Genomic DNA, 18714 nt, shown 5'->3' with positions numbered 1-18714 from the left:
TAAAGCAATGTCGGTTATCCAAGGAGAAGTCCAGGTTTTGGACCCAATTGGACTGCACGCTAGGCCTGCCAGCCAGATAGTCAAACTGGTCAAGGACTCCGGGCTCGAAGTGCTAATCGGTAAACCAGGCGAAGAGGCGGCTAAAGCCAACTCCGCTCTAAGGCTTTTGGCGCTCAAAGTGGCAACCGGACAGACTCTAGTGGTTCATGTTCCAACCGAAGATGAACCGCTTGCAACAAAGATGATCAGTGAGATTCAAGAAATTCTTAAAGGCGAATAGTTGTCTGCCAAACCTGGAACAATTCTTAGCGGTCTAGGCGTTGGGCTTTCGCCGGCCCTTGGAGAAGTGTTGGTTGTTGAACACTCACAACTGATCCCCGAGTGGACAAAGTCAACAAAGACTCCCGAACAGGAAATTTCCGAGTTGAAATCTGCAATCGCCTTTGTTTCAAATCAACTTGATGAGCTCGGAGCTAAAGCTGGTGGCACCAGCGCTGAAATCTTTGAAGCGCTAAAGACTTTGTTGGAAGACGATGAACTTCTCGAAGTTGCATCTTCGAACATTGTAGATGGTTGGAGTGCGGCGGCGGCTTTTGGTAAAGCGGTTGATGAGTTCGCCGAGCTACTCAAGGGCGACCCAACTTTTGATGAGAGAGTTGCTGACTTTCAGGACCTATCAAAAAGAGTCCAAGCAAAATTAGCTGGAATTAAGTTAGATCTAGATCTGCCAACAAAGGGAAAGATTGTGCTTGTTGGGGAAGATTTCTCCCCTGCCGATACGGCGCAGTTTACTGACGCGGTGGTTGGTGTTGTCACCCTAAAAGGTGGCCCAACTTCACACACCGCAATCATCTGTCGCTCCAGAAATATCGCAGCGGTTGTGTCCTGCCCAGGTGCCAGCGAATTGGCAACTGGCGACAGGGTCTTGGTGGACCCAGTTGGCGACAGGGTGATTGTGGGCGATGACGTATCTTTGGCAACCCAAGCCATCAACTTTGTCCCAATTGGCGCTAAGTCCCTGATTCCAGTTCGCGCCAACATCGGAACCCTGGAGGATGCAGAATCAGCCAGTAAAACACTGGCCGATGGGGTCGGACTCTTTCGAACTGAGCTTTTGTATTTGTCTTCCTCACATGAGCCATCAATTGAGCAGCAGGCAAAAAGCTATAGCGAAATCTTCAAGGCTGCTCCCGAAGGACCGATTGTGGTTAGGACCATTGACGCCGGAAGCGACAAGCCAGTTCCATTTTTGAATATGCCGGCTGAGGAAAACCCTTCACTTGGAGTGCGTGGTTATCGACTCCTTGCCAATCATCGCGAATTCGTCGAGGGTCAGCTCAAGGCATTGGAGCTGGCGCGCGAAGAATCTGGTCGCGAGGTTTGGGTTATGGCCCCGATGATTGCGACTGTTGACGAGGCCAAGACATTTTCGGATTTGGCTCGGAGTCTTGGCAAATACAAAGTTGGAATCATGATCGAGACGCCTTCAATCGCGTTGCTGGTTGATCAGCTTGCTGGGGTTGTGGATTTTGTCTCAGTTGGAACCAACGACTTGTCTCAGTATCTTTTCGCAGCAGACCGCATGAACCCATCTCTTGGCGGACTTTTGAATCATTGGCAACCGGCTCTTATAAAGTCGCTGGCTAGCATTGCCAAGGATGCAAAACATGCGGGAATATCATCAGGTGTCTGCGGTGAGAGCGCTTCTGACCCAGCCTTTGCAATCTTGCTAGCTGGTCTTGGTTTTGACTCGATCAGCGTTTCTAGATCTCAAGTTGATGCGGTGCATAACGCGCTTTCCTCTCTTGAGTTGGAAGATGCTCAAAAGGTAGCGCAGAATGTTCTCCAGGCAAGATCTGCGGAGCAAGCCAAGGCAACCGCGCTTCGAGAAATTGGCGCCAGGTAGTCCGTAAATGGAGCTTGGTAACTGGGTCCTGTATCTTCTGGCAGTAACTGGGCTAACCCTGACACCTGGCCCCAATGGGCTTTTGGCCCTTACCCACGGGGCCATCTATGGGAGGCGAAAGACCCTTTCGACCATTATTGGCGGCTCTGTTGGCTTTGCTACGGTTATAGCCCTTTCAATGTTTGGAATCGGAGCCCTGCTGGCAGCATCGGTTGAAATCCTCACGGTGCTCAAGTTCGTTGGTGGAGCCTATTTGATCTGGCTAGGGATCTCCGTTTGGCGCTCACCTGCTATTGGTAAACAAGACACCAAGCCGGTTGCTGGCGTGAAGGGCTCATACCTGTTTAGACAAGGTGCACTAGCAGCGCTTACTAATCCAAAAGGAATACTGTTTTTTGTGGCATTCTTGCCGCAGTTTATTGATCCAAGTATTTCTCTGCTTTCGCAGTTCGTAGTGATGGCACTAACTTTTGTGGTTATTGAATTTATCTACGAATACGTTGTAGCCTCGCTTGCCAACACCTTGAAGCCCGCTCTTGCAAAGTTTGGGAAACGAGTCAATCAAGTTTTTGGTGGAGTGTTTATAGCAATTGGAATTGCTCTGCCGCTTCGCGGCTAGAAATCAATTGTTGAGTAAACCCCAAAGTCAAGATTGTTTGGCTCAACGCCAGTCATAACCATCTGAGCACCAAGGGAGGCAATCATCGCGCCGTTGTCTGTGCAGAGGGAAAACGCAGGTATCCGAAGTTCGATTCCTGCTTCGGCGCATCTTTCTGCTGCAACTTCACGAAGTCTCGCATTGGCAACAACGCCGCCGCCAAGAATCAGTCTTGGAACATCGTTATCGAGGCAGGCGTTGATGGCTTTGGAAACCAGCACATCCACAACTGCTTCCCTAAACGATGCGGCAACGTCGGGAACAGAAATTGTTTCTGACTTGGATTCGGCCAGCTCGACGTGCCTTGCTACTGCTGTTTTAAGACCTGAGAAGCTGAAGTTGTATCGATTGTGTTCCATGTCTTTGGGAAGGCTCAGTCCCCTTGGGAACCTAATGGCCTTTGGGTCTCCTTCTTTGGCGGCCTTATCTATCTCCGGCCCGCCAGGATAGGCCAGGCCAAGTACCCGAGCGACCTTGTCAAAGGCCTCCCCAGCGGCATCATCTACGGTCTCCCCAAGCAATTGCACGTCATTCAGAATGTCCCGGACTAGCAATAAAGAGGTGTGGCCTCCGCTTACAAGTAGCGCCACAGTTGGGGTTTCGAGTTTTCCCCGCTCCAAGATGTCCACCGCTACGTGGGCTACCAAGTGGTTAACCGCGTAAATAGGTTTACTCAACGAAACGGCTAGCGCTTTGGCTGCACCCACTCCCACCATGAGAGCTCCGGCTAGCCCCGGGCCATTTGTGACCGCAACAGCATCGACTTGATCGATTGAAATCTTTGCATCTTGAAGTGCTTTGGCCAAAACGGACTCTAGTGCTTCTAGGTGTGCACGTGCTGCAATCTCAGGAACTACACCACCGAATCTTGCATGCTGATCCATGGATGACGAAATCACATTGGCAAGCAACTTGTTGCCCTGAACAATTCCAATTCCAGTTTCATCACAACTTGTTTCAATTCCCAAAACGATAGGAGCACTCACTCGTTACCCTCCAAATCAAGACGCATCACAATAGCCGCAACGCCATCTGGTTGGTAGTAGTTTTCACGCCGGTCAATGGCCTTAAAACCAAGGGAGACATATAGCTTTTGAGGTGTTGGCTTGTCTTCGCGCACCTCAAGAAAGACTTCCTTGGCTTTTTGCTCTCTGGCAAAAGCTAGAAGGCTTTCCATTAGCTTTCGCCCGACACCTAAGCCGCGGTGGCTTTCGCTAACAGCAATGGTTTGAATATCGGAACTTGTTGAAGAGGCAAGTTTGCTAAGACCGGCGTAGCCGATCAAGGAATCACTTTCTTCGGCAACAACGTAGGTTGTGTGCGGGGCCAGAAGCTCACTTTTCATATTTGATTTAGACCAAGCGTCATTACCAAAACAGGCTGTTTCAATTTGCATGATGTTCTCTAGGTCTGCTTCTGAAGCAATTCTTATTTGCTGGCTCATCCAGAAACCTTCTTCGGGTTTGCGAACGTGGCATCAGGCTCTCTCAGGTAATTGGCCTGAATGGAGCCAGCCAAGTGGCCTTCTGCTTGCCGGGCAATAGCTAGCAATCCGAGGGAAGCTGCGGCAACGGGCTCCGAGATGAGCCGATACTCCTGACTCTGGGCCTGGAGCCTAGCTTCCAGCTCAGCTTGCTTGCTAACACCAGGAACCAACAAGGCTTTAGGGACCCCGTTAGGGCTCTTGCCTTGGTAAAGGCCAAAGTAGACCTCGGATCTTCTGGCATCTGCGATTACCAAGGTCGGCTCTGTTAATGCCAACTTGAAGGCAATTGCATCTAGAGATCCAAGACCATGCAGTTTTGCATTCGAGCCGGCTGCAAACATCTTGGCGGCGGCAATTCCTACCCGCAGGCCAGTGAATGGCCCAGGACCAATCCCCACAGCTACGTCCGTGACTTCGGCTGCGCTGATTCCGGCTTTCTCGATACAGCTAGCGATAAGTGTCCCAATGTTTTCTGCGTGACGCATTGGATTTGGATCGGTTGCTTCCGATACAACTTTGCCATCTACCAGCACAGCGACCGAGGTTCCTTGTGAGGTATCAAGGGCTAAAACAGTCTGCTTCATTTTGTTTCACCAAGAACTTCAAAGACATCGCCAAGTCTTCCCTCGCCAGAAACAGTTAGCTGACGGTCTTCGGATTCTAGAAATCTTTCAATTTGAATATCTAGAAGTGATTCACTAAGGCCATCGGTAAATCCCCTGCCCCACTCGATAACTGAAATTGAGTTTGCGTAATCGATGTCTAGATCATCTAGTTCTCTAGGGGCTCCTAGTCGATAGGCATCGATGTGAACAAAAGGTGTGCCTGATGCTGTTGGGTGAGTGCGGGCAATCAAAAATGTCGGGGAGGAAATGCTTCCTTGTACCCCAACGCCTTCTCCGATTGCTTTGGTGAGGGTAGTTTTCCCAGCACCCAAGACACCATTGAGGGAAACTAAATCTCCTGGCTTCAATAATGAACCCAACCGAACGCCAAGATCATACATCTGGTTCTCGTTTTTGATCAAAATCGAAAGTTGCTTAGCGTTACTCAACGAAAGACCCGCTTTGCCCGGCCGCCCATCTTGGTAACTATTTCATAATTGATGGTGCCGGCGGCCCGGGCTAAATCTTCGGCACTTGGTTCGCCCTTAGTGCTATCGCCGATGATTACGACCTCATCGCCGACTTCGGCGCTATCGCTTCCTAGATCCAGGATGAACTGATCCATAGCCACCCGAGCTAGAACTGGGAATTTCTTGCCATTTAGCGATACCTCGGCTTGCCCGGTGGCTATCCTCGGAAACCCCTCGGCATAGCCAAAAGGCACCAGGGCTAGCGTGGACTCAGCCTTGGTTCTGTGAAGGTAGCCATAGCTAACACCGTGGCCTGCTGGCACCTTTTTGACGTGCACCACCTCAGAGCTAACTCTCATCGCTGGCAACAAGCCATAGTCCCTGGCAATTACTTCGGGGCTGGGGTCAATGCCATACATAGCGGCACCGACTCGGACCATATCGAATCTGGTGCTCGGGTATCTCAAGGCTGCGAGGCTGGCGGCGATGTGACGAATCTTGAAAGTTGCACCGAGCTTGGACGCTGTCTCGATGGCTACTTCGAAAACTCGAAGTTGTTCCAGATCATCTTTCTCGCTGGTGCCAGAAAGGTGTGAGAAGACTCCAACCAATTCAATAACCCCGCTGGCTGAGAGCTCAACTGCTTTTTCGATAAGCGCTGGCCAGCTCGCAAGATCAGAACCGTTTCTGCCAAGTCCGGTGTCAACTTTCAGATGCACCTTGGCAACCTTGCCAACTTTCTTGGCGGCAGCTGCAATTTTCTCCAAAGTTGCAAGAGCAGATGCGCCAAGTTCAATATCATTACTGATGGCATCTTCAAATTGTGTGTTCTTACCGTGGAGCCAAGCCATAATTGGAGATTTGATTCCGGCGTGGCGAAGCTCCATGGCCTCATCGATGTCAGCAGTTCCAAGAATGTCCACGCCAATTGATTCAAGCTTTTTGGAAACTTCAATCATGCCGTGGCCAAAAGCATCAGCTTTAACAATTGCTAATACTTGACCACCGGTGAGTTCCTTTAATGTCTTGTAATTATTAGCAATGACTTCTAAATCAATAGTTATGGTTCTCAATTTGTAACCTCAGCTACGACGTAGGCAACGGCCATGTTGCCATCGTGACTCAAAGAAAGATGAAATTGGCTAATGCCGTGAGACTTGATGGTCTGCTCGGTCTCGCCGGTGAATTCAAAATACGGCTTGCCGTCTTGGTCCTTGGCAACACTTACCCCTTGAAAAGAGAGCCCCTTAGCTCTGCCCACTGCCTTCACGAGCGCTTCCTTCGCTGCGAATCTGGCAGCTAAGGATTGGAGGGAAAGCTCCCGCTCGCTCTCAGTGAATAACCGATCTCGAAGCTTTGGGGTTTGGTCTAGGGCTTTCTCGAATCTTTGGATGTCAACCAAATCAACACCGATTCCAAAAATCATTACTCGACCGTGACTGATTTGGCCAGGTTCCTCGGTTGATCCACGTCGAGACCCTTAGCGGTTGCTAGCTCCATGGCAAATGCTTGAAGTGGAATAACGGTCAGAATCGGGGCCATCAACCACTCGGTTGCTGGCACGTACCAAACATTTGTCGCGTAGTTGGCAACCTCAGTGTCTCCCTGGACCGCAATAGCGATTACCTCTGCGCCACGAGCCTTGATTTCTTGGATGTTTGAAACGACCTTGGGGTGCAGTGGGTCTGCTGGCGCCGGAAGAATTACGATCACTGGCTGGCCCTGCTCAATTAGGGCAATAGGGCCGTGCTTTAGCTCACCAGCGGCAAAACCTTCAGCGTGGATATAGGCAAGCTCTTTGAGCTTGAGCGCTCCCTCCATAGCTACTGGGAACCCGACGTTTCTTCCGAGGAACAAAACGGTCTTTGCTCTTTCCATCTTCTTGGCAAGCTCAGCGACCTGTCCAAGTGAAGCAAGTGTCTCTTCGACCTTGGCCGGAAGTTTCAAGAGCTCTTTTCCAAGAGTCATTAGCTCATTGCGATCAAGAATCGCTCTATTGGCTGCCAGGAAAAGCGCTAGCAAATACACGGCAGTCATCTGCGCTGTCAAAGCTTTAGTGGAAGCCACCGCAACCTCAGGACCGGCGTGAGTGTAAATAACGGCATCGCTTTCGCGGGCCAGGGTTGCTCCCTGAGTATTGCAAATAGCCAAGACCTTGGCGCCTTGTTCTTTAGCAAAGCGAGTTGCCATCAAGGTGTCCATGGTTTCACCAGACTGGCTAACGGCAACAATCATGGTCTTAGGAGTAAGTATTGGGTCGCGGTATCTAAACTCGTGAGCTAGCTCAACTGAAACTGGGATCTTGGCCCACTTCTCAATGGCGTACTTAGCTATCTCGCCGGCGTAGCTTGCTGTTCCACAAGCAACAACGATGATGCGTTCGATTTCATCGAAGTACTTCTTATCGAGGGCATCTAAATCTCTTAGGATAACTAGTCCGTCAGAGTTGATTCTTCCCATCATCGTGTCTGCAACCGCTTGCGGTTGGTCGGCAATTTCCTTAGCCATAAATGATGGCCAGCCACCCTTGGAAGCCTGGGATGCATCCCAGTCAATTTCAAACTCTTTGCTAGCTACCGGTGTTCCATCGAAGTTAGTGACACTCACGCCAGTCGAGCTCAGGCTAACTATTTGGTCCTGTCCAACCGAAATTGCCCGCTTGGTGTGTTCAACAAAAGCTGCTACGTCACTTCCTAGGAAGTTTTCGCCATCTCCCAGGCCAATTACCAATGGGGCATTTCTTCTGGCTGCCAAAATCAAATCAGGGAAGTCTTCGTGGATGATCAAGATAGTGAAGGCGCCGTGGAGGCGATTTACTACCTTGCCAAATGCAAAAGCTAAGTCTCCGGATTTATCGAACTCTTTGGCAATCAAGTGTGCTGCTACCTCGGAGTCTGTCTCGCTAGCAAAGTTGGTGCCGGATGCTAAAAGCTCCTGCTTGAGTTCAGCAAAGTTCTCAATGATTCCGTTGTGAATTAGGGCAAGTTTTGAATGGGATCCGCCTAGATGCGGGTGGGCGTTTTGATCTGTTGGGGCACCGTGGGTTGCCCAACGGGTATGACCAATTCCGGTCTTGGAAGATTCCATTGGGTGGGCTTCTATATCTGCAACCAGGTTGTCCAGCTTTCCGGCTTTCTTCCTGGTCTCTAGGGTTCCAAGCGCGGTGATAACAGAGATACCCGCGGAGTCATATCCGCGATACTCAAGGCGCCGCAATCCCCCAAGAATTACATCTCTGGTTGATTTCGGTCCTACATATCCAACAATTCCGCACATACCTCTAATTTACGGCAGAATGACTTGTTGTGAGTGCTTCCGGTTCCCCTTCAACCCCTATAAACCAGGGTGAGCTGACCCCATTTGTTGAAATATTGCGATCGGACTGGTCTCAGCTCGGAAATTCAACAAAACAACCTTTGACCGAGTCAGAAATCTCTCAAATCAGAGGTCTCGGTGACTTTCTTGACCTAACGGAAGTATCAGAAGTCTACTTACCCCTTAGCCGTTTCCTTAATTTGTATGTGACAAAGCACGCTGACATTCATAAAGCAACCAGTGAGTTCTTGGGAGAGCGTGCCAAGCCAGTTCCATTCATTATTGGTGTTGCAGGTTCGGTGGCCGTTGGAAAGTCAACTGTTTCAAGATTGTTGCGCGAGCTACTGAGCCGTTGGGAAGGAACTCCAAAGGTTGCACTAGTCACCACCGATGGATTTCTATATCCAAATCAAGAACTAGAAAAACGCTCCCTAATGGACCGCAAAGGTTTTCCGGAATCCTATGACCGGTTGGCGCTAATCAAGTTTGTTTCAGATATCAAAAGCGGAAAGTCTCAAGTTTCAGCGCCAGTTTATTCGCACCTAACTTACGACATCATCCCTGGTGAACAAGTAGTTGTTGAATCCCCCGATGTTTTGATTATTGAAGGCCTCAATGTTTTGCAGTCGCCAGGTCCAGATCAAGACATAACCTTGAGCGACTTTTTTGACTTCAAGATTTTCGTAGATGCGGAAACACAAAACATCTCCAAGTGGTTCCTGAATCGCTTTCACGCGCTTCGTGAGTCTGCCTTCACGAATCCGGAAAGCTACTTTCACCGCTACGCCGAGATGCCTCTAGAAAAAGCACTGGCTCGAGCCACTGAGATTTGGGAAACCATCAACTTGCCGAACTTGACTGAAAACATCTTGCCCACCAGATCTAGGGCTACGCTGGTTTTGAAAAAAGGTGACAATCACCGAGTGGAAAGCGTGCTGCTAAGAAAGCTTTAGCTGCTTTTCAACAACCCTGGCGATTCGCTCGGCCCAGCTCTGAGCTGTTCCGGCATCTTGGGCTTCAACCATCACGCGAACCAGTGGCTCTGTTCCTGAAGCCCGAAGCAGCACTCGACCGGTTTCGCCAAGCTCGGTTTTTGCCTCTTGGACTACTTTTTGCAGCTCTGGGTCGGAATCAACTTTGGACTTGTCCACCTGTGGCACATTGATTAGCACCTGCGGATAAACCTTCATCGCACTTGCCAGTTCCTGCAAGCTCTTCCCGGTTGAGCTCATCTGGGCTAGAAGCTGTAAGCCGGTCAGGATGCCATCTCCTGTGGTGGCATGTCTTGCAAAGATAAGGTGGCCCGACTGCTCGCCTCCTAGGGTGTATCCACCCTCGCGGATAACTTCTAGAACGTAACGGTCTCCAACCTTGGTTTCGATCATTTCAATACCGGCTTGCTTCATGGCAATTTTTAGACCTAAGTTACTCATCACGGTTGCAACCAATGTGTTGCGCGATAGATCTCCACGGGCTTTTGCAGCAACTGCCAAGATCGCCATGATCTGATCGCCATCAACAATGGCTCCAGTTGCGTCCACTGCCAAGGTTCTGTCGGCATCACCATCGTGAGCGATTCCAACATCAGCCCCATGTTCAACAACCGCGGCCTGCAACGCGCTCAAGTGTGTCGAGCCACAACCCAAGTTGATGTTGTAACCATCAGGTTCGTTTCCAATTACAACTACTTCAGCTCCGGCATCTCTGAATGCCTTCGGTGCGATATCGGATGCGGCACCATTGGCACAATCCACAACAACTTTGATTCCCTTCAAGCTGTTTGGAAGTGTTCCTTGCAGGTGGACCAGGTAGCGGCTCTTCGCATCGGCAAATTCTTTTACGTGACCAATCTCGGCACCGATTGGAGTAAGCGGCTTGGCAGAAAGCGCTTTCTCGATTGCATCTTCGACTGCGTCATCGAGTTTGTGTCCACCGCGGGAGAAGAACTTTATGCCGTTATCCGGTGCTGGGTTGTGAGAAGCGGAGATCATGACCCCGAAGTCGGCGTCTAGATCTGCTGTCAAAAAAGAGGTGGCTGGGGTTGGAATAACACCGGCGTCAAATACGTCCACACCGCTACTTGCCAAACCAGCAGAAATAGCAGCAGCTAAAAACTCACCGGAAATTCTTGGGTCGCGTCCGATAACAGCAATTGGTTTTTGTCCGCGGGCTCTGGCCTGCTCGCCCAAAACGATTGCGGCAGCCTGAGCTAGCTTTAGGGCTGATTCTGATGTGATGTCTTTATTAGCAAGACCTCGAACACCGTCGGTACCGAATAACCGGGACATGATAGAAAGGTTAGCGAAATCTTGGAAAGATTAGCGCTTGCTGAACTGAGAAGCCTTTCTAGCCTTCTTCAGTCCTGCCTTCTTACGCTCCTTGATGCGGGAGTCGCGAGATAGGAAGCCACTCTTTTTTAGAGTTGCGCGGTTGTTGTCTTTGTCGATCTCGTTTAGGGCACGAGAGATACCTAGGCGAAGTGCACCGGCTTGGCCTGCAATTCCTCCACCAGAAATCTTTGCGATTACGTCGTAGCTACCGGAAAGTTCCAAAACTGTAAATGGGTCCTGCACTAGCTGCTGGTGCAACTTGTTTGGGAAGTATTCAGCAAGAGCTCTTCCGTTAACTTTGATGACACCGGTTCCTGGAACCATACGAACGCGAGCGATTGCTTCCTTGCGACGACCAAGACCTGCACCTGGAACAGTTAGCGGGGCACGTACCTTCTTGGTTTCTGCCTTCACGGATTCTGCAGGAGTCTCGGTTGAGTAGTTAGTAGCTTCTACTTCGGTTTCGTTTTTTGGCAAGGTGATCCTCTAGTTTTCTTGAATTAGCCAGTTGTTACTGGGCTACCTGATCAATTACAAAATTGGTTGGCTTCTGTGCAGCGTGCGGGTGCTCGCTGCCCTTGTATACCTTTAGCTTGGCTAGCTGGTCGCGACCAAGAGAGTTCTTAGGAATCATTCCGCGAATAGCTTTTTCAACTGCCTTCTCAGGAGTCTTCTCTAGCAATTCGGCATAGGTTGTAGCGGTTAGTCCACCTGGGTAACCAGAGTGACGGTAAGCCTTCTTCTGCAACAGCTTGGATCCGGTTAGTGCAACCTTCTCAGCGTTGATGATGATTACGAAATCGCCGTTGTCCATGTGAGGAGCAAAGGTTGGCTTGTGCTTGCCGCGCAACAAAGTTGCTGCTTGGGTTGCCAAACGACCCAGCACAACATCAGTGGCGTCAATAATTAACCACTTATTGTCTAGCTCATGAGCCTTTGGAGAATAGGTACGCACGCTAATTTGCCTTACTTTTCTTAGTCGATTTCATGTTTCCAGCCTTGGGGCTTGGATTCATTGTGCAATGGTCCTTACGAACCGGAACAAGTTACTAGTTTAGGCCCTGCCAAGCGGCTTGGTCAAACCCTAATTTTCCTCTAGAACCCTTCTTTTACGGGTGTTTTGGGCCTGCAAACCCATCCTGGAGTCCTTGGGGTAACCCACCTCAATCAGGCTCAAACCCTTGGCCGCAACCACCTTCAAAGACCCAGCTCTGGATCCTGATTTCAGTCGTTTTTGGACCTCTGAAACGGATGCTCGACCCCTACCCACTGCAACCAGCGCGCCAACAATGGATCGAACCATGTTGTGGCAGAAGGCGTCACCAGTGAGTTCGATCTCAATAATGCGACCCTTGCTTTGGTTGCGAACAATCTTGATTGATCGAAGCCTTCGAATCGTGGTTGCACCAGCTCGCGGCTTACAAAACCCCCCAAAGTCATGAAGGCCTACCAAAACCTTTGCTGCTTGCTTCATCAGCTTTAGATCAAGCTCAGGCTTCACTTCGAGTACGTATCTAACATCTAGTGGATCAACAAAACAGTTCTTGTCGGCGACCCGATAGCGATATTTCCGAAACGTGGCTGAGTATCTAGCGTCGAATCCCTCTGGGGCAACAGCAAAACTGAACACACGGATGTCTTTTGGTAGAGCGGTGTTTACTCGCCCGGCAACATCTGGATTTCTACCGATGCGCTTTAGTTGAGAAGGAGTTAGATCAAGGTGAGCCACCTGGTGCTGAGCGTGAACACCGGCATCGGTTCGACCAGCGATGCGAAGCTTAAAGTCATTGTCATCTTTTCCAAAGATGACAGCAATGGCCTTTACAAGTTCGGCTTGAACAGTTCGAAGGCCAGGCTGTTTGGCAAAGCCACTAAAGTCTGTACCGTCGTAGCCAAAGTCGATCCGGTAACGACAAAACCCGTCGACCGACAGGTCAACGGGTTTAGTCATTTCTAAGAACTACTTGCTCTCTTCTTCAGAAGCTGGTGCTTCTTCAGCAGGAGCTTCTGCAGCTGGCTCTTCGACAGCAGCTTCGGCAGCTGGGGCTTCTTCGGCAGGAGCTTCAACAACTGCTTCGGCAGCTGCGGTTTCAACCACTGCTTCTTCAACTGGAGTCTCTGCTACTACTTCTTCGGCCACAACTTCTTCTGCAACAACCTCAGCCTTTGGAGCTAGCTTCACTGCATTTTCAAGCTTTGGCTTCTTGTTCATCTTCTTGGGTGACACTGGGTCAAGCACCAATTCGATTACTGCCATAGGGGCGTTGTCACCCTTACGGAAACCAAGCTTGGTGATACGGGTGTATCCACCCTGACGCTCAGCAACCTGAGGTGCAATGTTTACAAACAGCTCGTGAACAACGTTTCTGTCAGTGATTGACTGCATCACGCGTCTACGGGAGTGTAGGTCGCCACGCTTTGCGAAGGTAACTAGTCGCTCAGCAACTGGGCGAAGACGCTTTGCCTTGACCTCGGTTGTGGTGACAGATTTGTTGATGAACAGCGAGCGAGCCATGTTGGCAAGCAACATTCTCTCGTGAGCTGGTCCGCCACCTAGACGTGGGCCCTTGGTTGGGGTAGGCATTTTGTTTCTCCTCTAGTATTTCTGAAAAACCAGACCTAAGCCCGGTCGTCCTCTTCGTAAGTAGAGCTGAAGTAAGCAGCGTCAAAGCCAGGTGCTGACTCTTTCAGGCTCAGTCCCATGGATACCAACTTGTCGCGGACTTCGTCCACTGACTTGGATCCGAAGTTTCTGATGTTGATTAGCTGCTCTTCGGTAAGACCGATTAGCTCGCTAACGGTGTTGATTCCCTCGCGCTTTAGGCAGTTGTAAGAACGAACGGTTAGGTCCAGTTCCTCAATTGGCAAAGCTAGCTCTGGGGACAAAGTTGCCTCAACCGGAGCAGGACCAATTTCGATACCCTCAGCAGCTTCGTTTAGCTCGCGCGCTAGACCGAATAGCTCAACCAGGGTTGATCCAGCCGATGCAACAGCGTCTCTAGGTGACATTGAATTCTTGGTCTCAACATCAACAATTAGCTTGTCGAAGTTGGTGAACTCACCGGCACGAGTTGCCTCCACGCGGTAAGACACCTTTAGAACTGGTGAATAAATCGAGTCGATTGGGATTACTCCAGGGTCAGAGTCTGGGTTGCGGTTCTGCGAAGCCTGAACGTAACCACGGCCACGCTCAATGATTAGCTCAACCTCGAACTTGCCCTTGCCAGTCAATGTTGCAATTACTAGCTCTGGGTTGTGAATCTCAACACCGGCAGGAACCTGGATGTCGGCAGCTGTAACAGGACCAGTGGTCTGCTTCTTTAGGTGCGCAACAACAGGAGCGTCGTTCTCGGAGGAGACAACTAGTTCTTTGATGTTCAAGATGATCTCAGTGACGTCTTCTTTAACCGAGTCAACAGTTGAGAACTCATGGCTAACGCCATCAATTCTGATGTTGGTCACGGCTGCTCCTGGAATTGAGGAGAGCAGGGTGCGACGCAGTGAGTTACCTAGGGTGTAACCGAAACCTGGCTCAAGTGGCTCAAGAGCAAACCTGGAGCGGTTCGGAGAAATTACTTCTTCGTTTAGTGATGGGCGCTGTGCAATTAGCACTTTGGTTCCTTTCAGCTGAGCATCCGCTATTTGATACTCATTTGTTGGGGCTGCCAAGTGGCCACTTGGCAGTTTGTTGCTTGAAACTAAATCTTGTTGTTAGACGCGACGACGCTTTGGTGGGCGGCAACCGTTGTGAGCCTGTGGGGTCACATCAGAAATTGAACCAACTTCAAGTCCTGCTGCCTGAAGAGAACGGATTGCAGTCTCGCGACCAGATCCTGGACCCTTCACAAAAACATCGACTTTTTTCAGTCCGTGCTCTTGGGCCTTCTTCGCTGCTGACTCAGCTGCAAGCTGAGCTGCGAACGGAGTTGACTTACGAGAACCCTTGTAGCCAACATCACCGGATGAAGACCAAGAAATAACGGCACCGGATGGATCGGTGATGGAAATGATTGTGTTGTTGAAGGTCGACTTGATGTGCGCCTGGCCAACTGCCACGTTCTTTTTTTCCTTACGACGAGGCTTACGTGCGGCACCCTTCGCGACTGTCTTAGCCGTGGTCTTCGCTGCGGTCTTAGCTGCTGCCATGATTTTCTCCTAAATCCTTCGGAGCCCGCCTTAGCGAGCTACCTTCTTCTTGCCGGCTACGGTGCGCTTTGGTCCCTTGCGGGTACGAGCGTTGGTCTTAGTTCTCTGTCCGTGAACTGGAAGTCCCTTACGGTGACGCACTCCCTGGTAGCTACCGATCTCAACCTTGCGACGGATATCCGCTGCAACGTCACGACGTAGCTCTCCTTCAACTTTGAAGTTTCCTTCGATGTGGTCACGAAGTGCAACTAGCTGATCGTCAGAAAGATCCTTGACTCGGATGTTCTTGTCGATCTTGGTCTCTTCGAGAGTTTTGACTGATCGGGTAGGCCCGATTCCGTAGATGTAGGTTAGGGCGATTTCAACACGCTTGTCGCGTGGAATATCAACACCGGCAATTCTTGCCATTTGGATTACTCCTGTTTGTTAGAAGGTCTGTAGCAATACCACCCCGATCAAATCGGGCTCCGGCCTTCTCCAGAGGTTAGGTGATAAATCACCTCGGTACTGCTATTGGATATTTAGTTGTAAGTGCTAGCCCTGACGCTGTTTGTGACGAGGGTTGTCGCAGATGATCATGACGCGACCGTGGCGACGAATAACCTTGCACTTGTCGCAGATCTTCTTGACGCTTGGGTTTACCTTCATGTCTCTGACTTCTTTTAGGGGTTTTGTTTTACCAAAACCGATTTACTTGTAGCGATAAATGATTCGACCTCGGGTGAGGTCGTAAGTGCTTAGCTCAACAATTACTTTGTCTTCAGGCAAAATGCGAATGTAATGCTGACGCATCTTTCCTGAAATGTGTGCCAATACTTTGTGGCCGTTAGTCAACTCAACTCTGAACATTGCGTTCGGGAGCGCCTCAACAACAGACCCCTCGATCTCAATGACACCGTCTTTGTTGGCCATAGCCTCACTTATCTTCTTGTTTTTTAGGCATCAAAAAACCAATCCAAAAAACGGGATTTCGCCTTTTTGAGCGCCGAAGCTCTAGCCTAGGCTAAATCACTGGCAAAGGGAAATTAAATTCCTAGCCCTCAAGGCCACCAAAGGGCACCCCGAGGCTCTCCAGCCTTGATTTTCCGCCATCTAGAGCGGTCAATACCCAGACCCCGGTCTCAGTGACCGCAACCGAGTGCTCCCAGTGGGAGGCATCCGAGGAGTCCTTACTGACCACGGTCCAACCATCGGCCAAAACCTTGGTTTTGTTGGAACCGGCGGTAACCATCGGCTCAATTGCAACAACTAGCCCTGGGGTCACTCTTGGGCCCAGCAACTTGGTGCGGAAGTTGTAAACCGGTGGCTCTTCGTGCATCGATCGACCAATACCGTGACCGACGTAATCCTCCAAAATGCCGTATTTGCCATTGGCTTCGATGTAATCCTCGATGGCAGCTCCCACTTCACCCAAGCGCTCGGCTTTAGCTAAAGATGCAATACCTGCCCAAAGTGATCCATCGGTTGCTTTAGAAAGCGCAAGTCTTGATCGAACCAAATCGGTATCAGGTAGCTTGCCTGATTCATCGGGAACGATGATGGTGATGGCACTATCGCCATTCCAACCGTCAATTTCTGCCCCACAATCCACCGAAAGGATATCCCCTGCCTCGAGGATTCGCTCGGGGGCGGGGATGCCGTGCACCACTTCGTGATTTACCGAAGCGCAGATGGTGTGGTTGTAGCCAGCCACAAGTTGGAAGTTTGAATGAGCTCCGAAGGACTCAATGGTTTCGTTTGCGATTCGATCAAGTTCCAGCGTCGATACTCCAGCGACACAAGCGCCCTTTACTGCCTCGAGGGCTTTAGCTGTTATGAGTCCTGCCTTGCGCATGGCAATAATTTGCTCAGGAGTTTTTAGTTCGAAATCGGAACGGGACATGGCGTTACCCTGTTAGTTCTGATTTTTGGAATCGAGTGCTTCGGTGATTCTTCGAGTCACTTCAGCAATTTCTCCAAGGCCGTCGACTTTTACTAGTAGTCCGCGTGATGCGTAGACACTAATCAGCGGGGCAGTTTGCTCTTCATAAACATGCAGTCTGTTGCGCAAGACATCTTCAGTGTCGTCTGATCTGCCCTGGTCAATTGCTCTTTTGGCAAGACGTCTAACAACCTCATCAGTATCTGCGGTTAGCTGCACCACGGCATCGAGCTTGGAATTGGTTTCAGTCAGGATTGAGTCAAGCTCTTGAACTTGATCCGCAGTTCTTGGATATCCGTCAAGCAGAAAACCATTGACGCAGTCTGGGTTTTGTAGTCGGTCGCGAACCAGTTTGTTGGTTAGCTCGTCTGGAACATACTCGCCACTATCCATATAGGACTTAGCTTCGATACCAAGAGGTGTTTGGTTCTTTACGTTTTCACGAAAGATGTCACCGGTTGAAATAGCAGGGATGCCAAAGACTTCAGAGAGTTTTGAAGCCTGCGTTCCCTTGCCAGCTCCCGGGGGGCCGATCAAGAGAAGCTTCATCATTTCAGAAGACCTTCGTAGTTGCGCTGCTGCATCTGAGCGCTGATTTGCTTCACGGTCTCAAGACCAACACCGACGATAATCAAAATAGAAGTTCCACCGAATGGGAAGTTTTGGTTCGCTCCAACAATTGAGAATGCAACCAGAGGAATAAGCGCAATCAAACCTAGGTAAATCGAACCTGGGAATGTGACTCTGGAAAGCACGTACTCAAGGAATTCGGTAGTTGGTCTTCCGGCACGAATACCAGGGATGAATCCACCGTACTTTTTCATGTTGTCGCTTACTTCTTCTGGGTTGAAGGTAATTGCAACATAGAAATAGGTAAAGCCGATGATGAGCAAGAAGTAAAGCGCCATGTATAGCGGGTGATCACCTTGAGTTAGGTAGTTTGAAACCCACTCAACCCATGGAGCAACTCTTCCTTCAGCATCTGGCTGGTTGAACTGTGCAATTAGAGCCGGAAGGTACAACAAACTGGAAGCAAAGATAACTGGGATAACTCCAGCCATGTTTACCTTGATTGGAATGTAAGTTGACTGACCACCGTAAGTTCTTCTACCAACCATGCGCTTGGCGTACTGAACAGGAATTCTTCGCTGCGACTGCTCAACGAGCACTACCAGTCCAACAATTCCTATACCCACCACGATAACTACCACCAAAGTCTCGATTGAACGAGTCTCGGCGATGGCCAACAACGAGGATGGGAAAGAAGAAGCAATGGATGCAAAAATCAGCAAGGACATTCCATTACCAACGCCACGCTCGGTGATGAGCTCACCCATCCACATGATCAGACCGGTTCCGGCTGTCATGGTGATAACCATCATGGTGATAGCTAGCGGTGAAGAGTCAGTCAAAATCGGAAGTACACAGTCAGCACCGAAAAGTGCTCCCTGTCTTGCTACCGCAATCAAGGTGGTGGACTGCAATAGACCCAAACCAATGGTTAGGTACCTGGTGTACTGGGTCAGTGTTGCCTGTCCAGCTTGACCTTCTTTATGGAGGGTCTCGAAGCGAGGGATAACTACCCGAAGTAGCTGGGTAATGATCGAAGCTGTGATGTAGGGCATGATTCCAAGAGCAAAGATAGATAGCTGAAGCAAAGCTCCACCGCTGAATAGGTTTACTAGCTCGTAAAGACCTGAGGTGTTGTTGGTTTGAGCCAAACACTGCTGCACGTTGCCGTAGTCAACATAAGGAGCTGGGATGAAAGAGCCCAAGCGGAAAACAGCCACGATTGCAAGGGTGAAAAACAGCTTGCGTCTTAGATCCGGTGTGCGAAACGCACGAATCACGGCATTAATCAACTTGAGCCTCCTGGC

At 50.1% G+C, this 18714-nt stretch carries 24 protein-coding genes; 4 read left to right on the top strand and 20 right to left on the bottom strand.

Going from position 1 to position 18714, the window contains the following annotated elements; all coding sequences use genetic code 11:
• Positions 1-7: 7 nt before the first annotated feature.
• From AC9UCN_RS01835 to AC9UCN_RS01825, 3 genes are read left to right on the top strand one after another with little or no spacing between them, the layout of a single operon-like run.
• On the top strand, positions 8-280 hold the full coding sequence (locus AC9UCN_RS01835; protein WP_509523197.1) for an HPr family phosphocarrier protein: 273 nt from the start codon (positions 8-10) through the stop codon (positions 278-280).
• Positions 281-1906, top strand: a complete 1626-nt coding sequence (gene ptsP, locus AC9UCN_RS01830) for a phosphoenolpyruvate--protein phosphotransferase (protein WP_509523195.1) — start codon at positions 281-283, stop codon at positions 1904-1906. It abuts the gene before it with no gap.
• A 7-nt stretch (positions 1907-1913) separates the two neighbouring features.
• A complete protein-coding gene (locus AC9UCN_RS01825) occupies positions 1914-2525 on the top strand; it encodes a LysE family translocator (protein WP_509523193.1) in 612 nt (203 codons plus the stop codon).
• On the opposite strand, the gene tsaD is transcribed toward AC9UCN_RS01825, so the two are convergent.
• Genes tsaD through glmS form a run of 7 tightly spaced genes read right to left on the bottom strand, consistent with a single transcriptional unit; the run spans position 2522 to position 8401 of the window.
• On the bottom strand, positions 2522-3550 hold the full coding sequence (gene tsaD / locus AC9UCN_RS01820; RefSeq protein WP_509523191.1) for a tRNA (adenosine(37)-N6)-threonylcarbamoyltransferase complex transferase subunit TsaD: 1029 nt from the start codon (positions 3548-3550) through the stop codon (positions 2522-2524). The two genes, AC9UCN_RS01825 and tsaD, sit on opposite strands and share 4 nt — an antisense overlap.
• Positions 3547-4008, bottom strand: coding sequence for a ribosomal protein S18-alanine N-acetyltransferase (gene rimI, locus AC9UCN_RS01815; protein ID WP_509523189.1), 462 nt, complete (start codon positions 4006-4008; stop codon positions 3547-3549). Before rimI ends, tsaD begins: the two co-directional genes overlap by 4 nt.
• Complete coding sequence (gene tsaB / locus AC9UCN_RS01810; protein ID WP_509523188.1) at positions 4005-4634, bottom strand: tRNA (adenosine(37)-N6)-threonylcarbamoyltransferase complex dimerization subunit type 1 TsaB; 630 nt, start codon at positions 4632-4634, stop codon at positions 4005-4007. The genes rimI and tsaB overlap by 4 nt, the downstream gene beginning before the upstream one ends.
• Entirely contained in the window at positions 4631-5104 is a 474-nt protein-coding gene (gene tsaE, locus AC9UCN_RS01805; protein ID WP_509523186.1) for a tRNA (adenosine(37)-N6)-threonylcarbamoyltransferase complex ATPase subunit type 1 TsaE, read from the bottom strand. Before tsaE ends, tsaB begins: the two co-directional genes overlap by 4 nt.
• On the bottom strand, positions 5101-6198 hold the full coding sequence (gene alr / locus AC9UCN_RS01800; protein ID WP_509523185.1) for an alanine racemase: 1098 nt from the start codon (positions 6196-6198) through the stop codon (positions 5101-5103). The genes tsaE and alr overlap by 4 nt, the downstream gene beginning before the upstream one ends.
• Complete coding sequence (locus tag AC9UCN_RS01795) at positions 6195-6551, bottom strand: holo-ACP synthase (RefSeq protein WP_509523183.1); 357 nt, start codon at positions 6549-6551, stop codon at positions 6195-6197. Before AC9UCN_RS01795 ends, alr begins: the two co-directional genes overlap by 4 nt.
• Entirely contained in the window at positions 6551-8401 is a 1851-nt protein-coding gene (gene glmS / locus AC9UCN_RS01790) for a glutamine--fructose-6-phosphate transaminase (isomerizing) (RefSeq protein ID WP_509523181.1), read from the bottom strand. Before glmS ends, AC9UCN_RS01795 begins: the two co-directional genes overlap by 1 nt.
• Positions 8402-8430: 29 nt before the next feature.
• Between glmS and coaA the strand changes: the two genes are divergently transcribed.
• Positions 8431-9393, top strand: coding sequence for a type I pantothenate kinase (gene coaA, locus AC9UCN_RS01785; protein ID WP_509523180.1), 963 nt, complete (start codon positions 8431-8433; stop codon positions 9391-9393).
• Here the strand turns inward: coaA and glmM are convergent.
• The 13 genes from glmM to secY form a co-directional block, all read right to left on the bottom strand.
• A complete protein-coding gene (gene glmM / locus AC9UCN_RS01780) occupies positions 9379-10728 on the bottom strand; it encodes a phosphoglucosamine mutase (RefSeq protein WP_509523179.1) in 1350 nt (449 codons plus the stop codon). The genes coaA and glmM overlap by 15 nt on opposite strands.
• 30 nt (positions 10729-10758) lie before the next feature.
• Positions 10759-11253 (bottom strand): 30S ribosomal protein S9, encoded by a 495-nt coding sequence (rpsI, locus tag AC9UCN_RS01775; RefSeq protein ID WP_509523646.1) that lies wholly within the window; start codon positions 11251-11253, stop codon positions 10759-10761.
• Positions 11254-11281: 28 nt separating this feature from the next.
• Positions 11282-11725: a 50S ribosomal protein L13 gene (gene rplM, locus AC9UCN_RS01770; RefSeq protein ID WP_509523177.1), complete on the bottom strand. Its 444-nt coding sequence runs from the start codon at positions 11723-11725 to the stop codon at positions 11282-11284.
• Between the two features lie 129 nt (positions 11726-11854).
• On the bottom strand, positions 11855-12721 hold the full coding sequence (truA, locus tag AC9UCN_RS01765; protein ID WP_509523175.1) for a tRNA pseudouridine(38-40) synthase TruA: 867 nt from the start codon (positions 12719-12721) through the stop codon (positions 11855-11857).
• A 9-nt stretch (positions 12722-12730) separates the two neighbouring features.
• Complete coding sequence (gene rplQ, locus AC9UCN_RS01760; RefSeq protein WP_509523174.1) at positions 12731-13354, bottom strand: 50S ribosomal protein L17; 624 nt, start codon at positions 13352-13354, stop codon at positions 12731-12733.
• A 35-nt stretch (positions 13355-13389) separates the two neighbouring features.
• Positions 13390-14382 (bottom strand): DNA-directed RNA polymerase subunit alpha, encoded by a 993-nt coding sequence (locus tag AC9UCN_RS01755; RefSeq protein WP_509523645.1) that lies wholly within the window; start codon positions 14380-14382, stop codon positions 13390-13392.
• Positions 14383-14481: 99 nt separating this feature from the next.
• Entirely contained in the window at positions 14482-14916 is a 435-nt protein-coding gene (gene rpsK / locus AC9UCN_RS01750; RefSeq protein ID WP_509523172.1) for a 30S ribosomal protein S11, read from the bottom strand.
• A 30-nt stretch (positions 14917-14946) separates the two neighbouring features.
• Positions 14947-15324 (bottom strand): 30S ribosomal protein S13, encoded by a 378-nt coding sequence (rpsM, locus tag AC9UCN_RS01745; RefSeq protein ID WP_509523170.1) that lies wholly within the window; start codon positions 15322-15324, stop codon positions 14947-14949.
• 126 nt (positions 15325-15450) lie between these two features.
• On the bottom strand, positions 15451-15564 hold the full coding sequence (gene rpmJ, locus AC9UCN_RS01740) for a 50S ribosomal protein L36 (protein ID WP_506558027.1): 114 nt from the start codon (positions 15562-15564) through the stop codon (positions 15451-15453).
• Positions 15565-15606: 42 nt separating this feature from the next.
• Positions 15607-15828, bottom strand: coding sequence for a translation initiation factor IF-1 (gene infA, locus AC9UCN_RS01735; protein ID WP_506558026.1), 222 nt, complete (start codon positions 15826-15828; stop codon positions 15607-15609).
• Positions 15829-15949: 121 nt separating this feature from the next.
• Positions 15950-16798 (bottom strand): type I methionyl aminopeptidase, encoded by an 849-nt coding sequence (map, locus tag AC9UCN_RS01730; RefSeq protein ID WP_509523168.1) that lies wholly within the window; start codon positions 16796-16798, stop codon positions 15950-15952.
• A 12-nt stretch (positions 16799-16810) separates the two neighbouring features.
• Positions 16811-17389, bottom strand: a complete 579-nt coding sequence (locus tag AC9UCN_RS01725) for an adenylate kinase (protein WP_509523166.1) — start codon at positions 17387-17389, stop codon at positions 16811-16813.
• Positions 17386-18699, bottom strand: coding sequence for a preprotein translocase subunit SecY (secY, locus tag AC9UCN_RS01720; protein WP_509523164.1), 1314 nt, complete (start codon positions 18697-18699; stop codon positions 17386-17388). The genes AC9UCN_RS01725 and secY overlap by 4 nt, the downstream gene beginning before the upstream one ends.
• Positions 18700-18714: the final 15 nt, after the last annotated feature.

Origin of the sequence: Rhodoluna sp. (assembly GCF_036721215.1) — a bacterium.
GTDB lineage: Bacteria > Actinomycetota > Actinomycetes > Actinomycetales > Microbacteriaceae > Rhodoluna.
The sequence above is the reverse complement of the archived record's forward strand: the minus strand, read 5'-3'. Positions and strand labels throughout refer to the sequence as shown.